The organism is Nocardia sp. NPDC052566 (assembly GCF_044547285.1).
GTDB lineage: Bacteria > Actinomycetota > Actinomycetes > Mycobacteriales > Mycobacteriaceae > Nocardia.
In genome coordinates this window covers 1,286,794-1,293,504 of sequence record NZ_JBIUAF010000003.1, presented here as the reverse complement: position 1 = coordinate 1,293,504, position 6,711 = coordinate 1,286,794, and the positions used below count along the sequence as shown (strand labels likewise).

Genomic DNA, 6,711 nt, shown 5'->3' with positions numbered 1-6,711 from the left:
TACCGCTCGACTTGCATGTGTTAAGCACGCCGCCAGCGTTCGTCCTGAGCCAGGATCAAACTCTCCGTTGAAGACTCTTGACTCGCCCGAAGGCGCAATCAGAAGAATTAACCAGAGTCCGAAAACCTTGGCAAAACAAAACGCCAGCAAAAAGATTTGCTGACTAAAATGTCCAACCTCTACACACGGGGGTATGAGAGGCTAGAACCAATAAATAATTGGCACTGACATTCATCGACACACTATTGAGTTCTCAAAGAACACACGCACACACCATCTCACGAGCTTTCGCCCGGTTGATCGGTGAGGCAACTTTTCAAGCTTAGCTCAGCAGTGATCCCAGATCAAAATCGGGGTCTCGTTGAGCTAGTGTGAGCGTCAGGCGCTCCTCGTACTACCTCGTGTCCCTGGCCTCTCGGCTCCGGGTCGGTGTCCGTGTCGCTCTGACTCGAATAAAGTTACGTGGCGGTGTGCACGATGTCAAATCGGCTGGTCAGGAACGTTTTTCGGAAACCGGAGATCAATCTGCCGCGCCGACCCGCTCCACCAAGCCGCCCAAAGCCTGCAGCTGCTCGACGAAATTCGGGTAACCGCGGTCGATGTGGAACACGTCGTGTACTTCGGTCACCCCGTCCGCGACCAGACCGGCGAGTACCAAACCGGCGCCGGCCCGAATATCGGACGACCACACCGGCGCACTCGACAAACGCGGAATACCGCGCACCACCGCGTGATGCCCATCGGTCCGCGCATCGGCGCCGAGCCGAATCATCTCCTCCACGAAACGGAACCGCGCCTCGAAGATGTTCTCGGTGATCATCGAGGTGCCGTCGGCGATCGCCGCGAGCCCGATGGCCATCGGCTGCAGATCGGTCGGGAAGCCGGGGAAAGGCAAGGTGGAGAAGTTCACCGCGCGCGGACGCTCGGCCTGCACGACGCGGAAGCCGTCCTGCTCGAACGAGATACGCGCGCCCGCGGAACGCAGCTTGTCCAGCACCAGCGAGAGATGCTTCGGGTTCACACCGGTCACCCGCACGTCGCCCATCGTCATCGCGGCGGCGATGCCCCAGGTCGCGGCGACGATGCGGTCGCCGATCACCCGGTGCGTGGTCGGCGACAACTGCTCGACGCCCTGAATGGTGAGCACCGAGGTACCCGCGCCGCTGATCCGCGCACCCATCCGCACCAGCATGTTGCACAGATCGACGATGTCGGGTTCGCGCGCGGCGTTATCGATCACCGTCTCCCCCTGCGCGAGCACGGCCGCCATGAGGATGTTCTCGGTGGCACCGACCGAGGGGAAGTCCAGCCGGATCCGCGCGCCCTGCAGCTCGTCGGCCTTGGCGACGACGCAACCGTGCTCGATCTCGCTGGTCGCGCCGAGCAGGCGCAGACCGGCCTGATGCATATCCAGCGGACGCGAACCGATCGCGTCACCACCGGGCAGCGCGACGACCGCGCGCTTGCACCGCGCCATCAGCGGACCGAGCACGCACACCGACGCGCGGAACTGCGTCACCGCGGGAAAGTCCGCGTGGTACTTCGGCTCGGCGGGCGTCGTGATGGTGACGACGCTCCCGTCGATCACCACATCGCAGCCGAGGCCGCGCAGCACATCGCCCATCAGCGGAACATCGAGGATGTCCGGGCAGTTGGTGATGGTCGTGGTGCCCTCTGCCAGCAGGGCAGCGGCCATCAGCTTGAGGACGCTGTTCTTAGCTCCCCCCACAGCGACTTCACCGACGAGTCGATTCCCGCCAGTAACCAAAAACCGTTCCATGCCGCCTCTCCGCGTATTCGGCGCACCGTTGCGTGCAAGGATAGTTGGGGCGTGGCCGCGCGGTACGCGAGCCAGCTTAGTTAGGCAGATCCCCAGTCAGTGTTACCCAGGTACTCACGATTTCACGCTCCCCCGCCTCCCCGCGGACTTCAGGCCAGACCTGGGTGCCACGAGTTTTGCGTCGGCGGCCGGCGGTGTCATCGTGACTGGGTTTTGGGCGTACCCGACGAGTTACCCATGTGCTCACGAAATCAGTTGCCCGGTTGTCGGAAAGAGATCTCATGTTGTGCTCCGGCCGCCGCCTGGCACCCACAACACATCGCCGCCCGGGTTGGCGACTCGGCTCAGGATGAACAGCAGGTCCGACAGCCGGTTCAGATACTTGGCCGGGAGCACGCTGGTGTCGTCGGGATGCGCATCGATCGCCGCCCAGGCCGACCGTTCGGCGCGACGGGACACCGTACGCGCGGTGTGCAGCAGTGCGGCCAGCGGGGTGCCGCCGGGCAGGATGAACGAATTCAGTGCGGGCAGTTCGGCATTGAATTCATCGCACCAGGCCTCGAGCCGGTCGATGTAGGGCTGGGTGATCCGCAGCGGCGGATACTTCGGCTCCTCGACCACGGGCGTCGACAGATCGGCGCCCGCATCGAACAGATCGTTCTGCACCTGCCGCAGCACCGTCAGAATTTCCGGTGCGGGCTGCCCGAGCGCGATCGCGACGCCGATGGCGGCGTTCGCCTCATCGCAGTCCGCGTACGCAATCAGCCGCGGATCGGTCTTCGCCACCCGGGAGAAATCGCTGAGACCGGTGGTCCCGTCATCGCCGGTTCGCGTGTAGATCCGCGTCAGATGAACGTTCACGACTGCGCCTCGCTGACGCTCGGCTCCGTCGCGCCCGTGGCGTGCTGTGACATGGTTCGCTCGCTCCGCTCGCTCACGGCCACCACCCTAGCCCTGATCACGTGACGATCGGATCCGGTATCAGCGCATCCGTCGGGTGCGGTCCGACGGGCGGGATTCGACCCAGGACAGGAATGCCGCCAGCGAACCGCGGTCGAGGGCGAGCTCGAAGCGGCCGTCGGTATCGGACACTCCGATCACCGCGATCTCGTCGGTCATGATGTCGTATTCGTCGCCGCGCGGACCGCGACGATCACCGATCTCGATGCCCTGGCGCCGGATCGTGGAATCGGGGCCGAGTTTGAGGCTGGATAACTTGAAGAAGACCATCCGGTCCTCGTCGTACCGAATCAGCCCGTGCCGCCAGCCCTGTCCCCCGCGTGCGGGCAGTACGCGCAGGATGGCGGCGGTGCCGCCGCGGCGCAGCATGATCAGCCGATAGGTCGAGGCCAGCGCCAGGAACACGAGCGTGAGCACCAGAATGATCAGGAGAACCATCCCGGTCTGCAATGCCGTACGTCCCTTCGCTTCGCCGCCGTGTCGTCCACACCGCCGTTCGGTCATTCAACCATGGACCCGAGTTTACAAACGGCGCAGCCATGTCATGAGCAAACGAACCCGTTCGGGCGGTCGGACCGCCGTCGTCGGCGGGCAGGCCCCCACCGTCCCCATCGGGGTGCGCCGCCGGATCCGGGTGGCAGATCCACGAACGGCCGCCGGGAAATCTCGAGCTTGGCAGCGATCGAAATACGCGCATACCGGAACAGACATCGGAATTGCCGACTCGCCGAAATATGCTTCCGCGGCACGACAGTCGGCCCGAATCGTGGGCAACACCCGCCGCGCCGGTTCCCGATCGTCCGACACAGCAGAGCAAGCCCCGAGACCCGTCAACGCGTCCATACCATGCCTGAGCTGCATCGTTGAGTGCCCGCGCCAGTGCAACACAGAAGGGCGCGGAACCACTCCACAAGGCCGAACCGGAATCACAAGAAGAATAGAGGCGCCATTTCTGCACTTGCCCACCAAATCGAGACAAGCACATGACACACCCGAACTACCGCACTCAGTTCCTTCCACGCGAAAAGATCGGCAAATACAGAAAAGCCGGTCATTCCAGAAGAATGACCGGCTTTCTGAACGGCTGAAAAGCGCTAGACCTCCGCGTTGGCCTCGACCGCGCGCACCTGAGCCTGTGCCGCCTTCTGCTCCTCTTCGGAAGCATCCTCGTTGGCGAGCACGGCGCGGGCCGCCTCGACGTCGACCTCGGCCGCGAACTCCGCGGACTCGGCCAGGACGCGGACCGTGGTCGCGGTGACCGAGAAGAAGCCACCGTGCACCGCGGCGACGATGCGCTCGCCCTCGGTCGGCACGATGCTCACGATGCCGCCCTCGACCAGCTGGCCGAGCAGTGGCTCGTGGCCCGGCATGATGCCGATCTGCCCCTCGGTGGTCTGCGCACTGACGAACGACGCCTGGCCGGACCAGAGCAGTCGCTCGACAGCGACGAGATCAACTGACATTTCCGCCATTGGTGACTACTTTCCGGCGATCTTCTTCGCGGCCGCCTCGACGTCGTCGAGACCACCGCAGGAGTTGAACGCCTGCTCCGGGAAGTGGTCGAACTCGCCCTTGCAGACCCGGTCGAAGTCGTCGATGGTCTGCTCCAGCGGCACAACCGAGCCCACCTGACCGGTGAACTTCTCGGCCACGATGAAGTTCTGGCCGAGGAACTTCTCCAGACGACGGGCGCGACCGACGAGGACCTTGTCCTCTTCGGAGAGCTCGTCCATGCCGAGGATGGCGATGATGTCCTGAAGTTCCTTGTACTTCTGCAGGATTCGCTTGACCTCGTTCGCCACCGCGAAGTGCCGGTCGCCGACGATCGAAGCCTCGAGGATACGAGAGGTCGAGGTCAGCGGGTCGACGGCCGGGTAGATGCCCTTCTGCGAGATCGGGCGGGAAAGCTCGGTCGTCGCGTCCAGGTGGGCGAAGGTGGTGGCCGGCGCCGGGTCGGTGTAGTCGTCGGCGGGCACGTAGATCGCCTGCAGCGAGGTGATCGAGCGGCCACGGGTCGAGGTGATGCGCTCCTGGAGCTCACCCATCTCGTCCGCCAGCGTCGGCTGGTAACCCACGGCGGAGGGCATACGACCCAGCAGGGTCGAGACCTCGGAACCGGCCTGGGTGAAGCGGAAGATGTTGTCGATGAACAGCAGCACGTCCTGGTGCTGCACGTCGCGGAAGTACTCGGCCATGGTCAGGGCCGAGAGCGCGACGCGCATACGGGTGCCCGGCGGCTCGTCCATCTGGCCGAAGACGAGGGCGGTGTCCGGGAGGACGCCCATCTCTTCCATTTCCAGGCGGAGGTCGGTGCCCTCACGGGTGCGCTCGCCGACGCCGGCGAACACCGAGGTGCCGGAGAACTCACGCGCGATACGGGTGATCATCTCCTGGATGAGCACGGTCTTGCCGACACCGGCACCACCGAACAGACCGATCTTGCCGCCCTTCACGTACGGGGTCAGCAGGTCGATGACCTTGATGCCCGTCTCCAGGATCTCGGTCTTGCCTTCGAGCTGATCGAAGCTCGGGGGCTTGCGGTGGATGCCCCACTGCTCGCCGTCGCGGCCGAGGCCGGGGGTGTCGAGGCAGTCGCCAAGGGCGTTGAAGACGTGGCCCTTGACGACGTCACCGACGGGCACCGAGATCGGCTTGCCCGAGTCGGTGACGGTGGCGCCACGGACCAGGCCGTCGGTCGGCTGCATCGAGATGGTGCGCACGATGCCGTCGCCGAGGTGCTGGGCGACCTCGAGCGTCAGGGTCTTGGCCACCGAGGCCAGGGCGATCTCGGCGTGCAGAGCGTTGAAGAGCTCTGGGATCGAGCCGCGCGGGAACTCGACGTCCACGACGGGGCCGATGACCCGGACGACGCGGCCTGCGGCGGCGCCGGTCCGGCTCGTGTTGTCTTGAGAGACAGCTGCGGTCATTGGTTGGGTTCTCTTCCTGCGCTTAGTCGCGGTCCGAGCTCGACGCCAGCGCGTTGACGCCGCCGACGATTTCGCTGATTTCCTGCGTGATCTGGGCCTGACGCACCGAGTTCGCCTCGCGCTGAAGCACACTGGCGAGTTCGTTCGCGTTATCGGTGGCGGCCTTCATTGCGGTGCGCCGAGCCGCGGACTCGGATGCCGCTGCCTCGAGCAACGACGCGTAGATACGCGTATTGATGTACTTGGGCAACAGCGCCGCAAGCAGCCGATCGGCGTCGGGCTCGAATTCGTACTGCGCCGTGACCTGTGCCGTAGGCGAGTCGGTCACGATGTCCTCGCCCATATCGAATTTTTCGTCGACGAAGCTCACCTGAATCGGCGCCAGGCGGCGCACCTCCGGGGTCTGCGTCAACATCGATACGAAACGGGTGTAGACAATATGCAGCTCATCGACGCCGGCGATGGTGTCCGAGCCACCGGGCGTCGGCACCTCACCATCGGAACCAGCCATGAAGCTGTCCACCAGGTGGTGGCATGCCTCCGAGGCGTCGCTGTACTTCGGCTGCTGCGAGAAGCCGAGCCACGAACCGACCAGCGGCCGGTTGCGGAAGGTGTAATACGTGAGGCCCTTCTTGCCCATCACGTACAGCACCGGCTCCTTGCCCTCGCCGCGCAGCGTGGTCATCAGCTCTTCGGCGCGCTTGAGCACGTTGGAGTTGTAGCCACCGGCCATACCGCTGTCACTGGTGATCACCAGCACGGCGGCGCGGCGCGGGTTCGCCCGCTCGGTCAGCAGCGGGTGCGCGAGGCTGGTCGAGGCACTCGCCAGCTCCCCGAGCACCTTGGTGATCTCTTCGGCGTACGGCTTGGCGGCCGCAACCCTGGCCTGGGCCTTGGAGATTCGCGAAGTCGCGATCAGCTCTTGGGCCTTGGTGATCTTCTTGATCGAATTCACACCACGAATGCGGGAGCGCAACTCACGCAAGCTTGCCATCGGTCACCCTCCCTTCATTCGCCAGATTCGGAAAACGCATCAGCGGACCC

6 protein-coding genes and 1 rRNA gene are annotated in these 6,711 nt (G+C 64.6%); all 7 read right to left on the bottom strand.

The window, feature by feature from the left end; genetic code table 11:
* Window positions 1-71: ribosomal RNA gene (locus tag ACIG5A_RS19660) — 16S ribosomal RNA — on the bottom strand; the annotation flags it as partial.
* A 449-nt stretch (window positions 72-520) separates the two neighbouring features.
* Entirely contained in the window at window positions 521-1,780 is a 1,260-nt protein-coding gene (murA, locus tag ACIG5A_RS19655) for a UDP-N-acetylglucosamine 1-carboxyvinyltransferase (RefSeq protein WP_397241742.1), read from the bottom strand.
* A gap of 279 nt (window positions 1,781-2,059) precedes the next feature.
* Window positions 2,060-2,641: a cob(I)yrinic acid a,c-diamide adenosyltransferase gene (locus ACIG5A_RS19650; protein WP_397241740.1), complete on the bottom strand. Its 582-nt coding sequence runs from the start codon at window positions 2,639-2,641 to the stop codon at window positions 2,060-2,062.
* Window positions 2,642-2,761: 120 nt separating this feature from the next.
* Window positions 2,762-3,178 carry a DUF2550 domain-containing protein gene (locus tag ACIG5A_RS19645; protein WP_397241884.1) on the bottom strand — a complete coding sequence of 139 codons (417 nt, stop codon included), beginning with the start codon at window positions 3,176-3,178 and terminating at the stop codon, window positions 2,762-2,764.
* Window positions 3,179-3,834: 656 nt separating this feature from the next.
* Entirely contained in the window at window positions 3,835-4,212 is a 378-nt protein-coding gene (locus ACIG5A_RS19640) for a F0F1 ATP synthase subunit epsilon (RefSeq protein WP_397241738.1), read from the bottom strand.
* 6 nt (window positions 4,213-4,218) lie between these two features.
* Window positions 4,219-5,667: a F0F1 ATP synthase subunit beta gene (gene atpD / locus ACIG5A_RS19635; RefSeq protein WP_397241736.1), complete on the bottom strand. Its 1,449-nt coding sequence runs from the start codon at window positions 5,665-5,667 to the stop codon at window positions 4,219-4,221.
* Window positions 5,668-5,689: 22 nt separating this feature from the next.
* The gene (locus ACIG5A_RS19630) at window positions 5,690-6,661 is read right to left on the bottom strand and encodes a F0F1 ATP synthase subunit gamma (protein WP_397241734.1); all 972 of its coding nucleotides are present in this window, start codon (window positions 6,659-6,661) and stop codon (window positions 5,690-5,692) included.
* Window positions 6,662-6,711 lie beyond the last annotated feature (50 nt).

What these genes read in the sequence shown, in the direction of transcription:
- murA (WP_397241742.1), bottom strand. Translation starts at nt 1,780, where the DNA reads ATGGAACGGTTTTTGGTTACTGGCGGGAATCGACTCGTCGGTGAAGTC.
- ACIG5A_RS19645 (WP_397241884.1), bottom strand. Translation starts at nt 3,178, where the DNA reads ATGGTTCTCCTGATCATTCTGGTGCTCACGCTCGTGTTCCTGGCGCTG.
- ACIG5A_RS19640 (WP_397241738.1), bottom strand. Translation starts at nt 4,212, where the DNA reads ATGGCGGAAATGTCAGTTGATCTCGTCGCTGTCGAGCGACTGCTCTGG.
- atpD (WP_397241736.1), bottom strand. Translation starts at nt 5,667, where the DNA reads ATGACCGCAGCTGTCTCTCAAGACAACACGAGCCGGACCGGCGCCGCC.
- ACIG5A_RS19630 (WP_397241734.1), bottom strand. Translation starts at nt 6,661, where the DNA reads ATGGCAAGCTTGCGTGAGTTGCGCTCCCGCATTCGTGGTGTGAATTCG.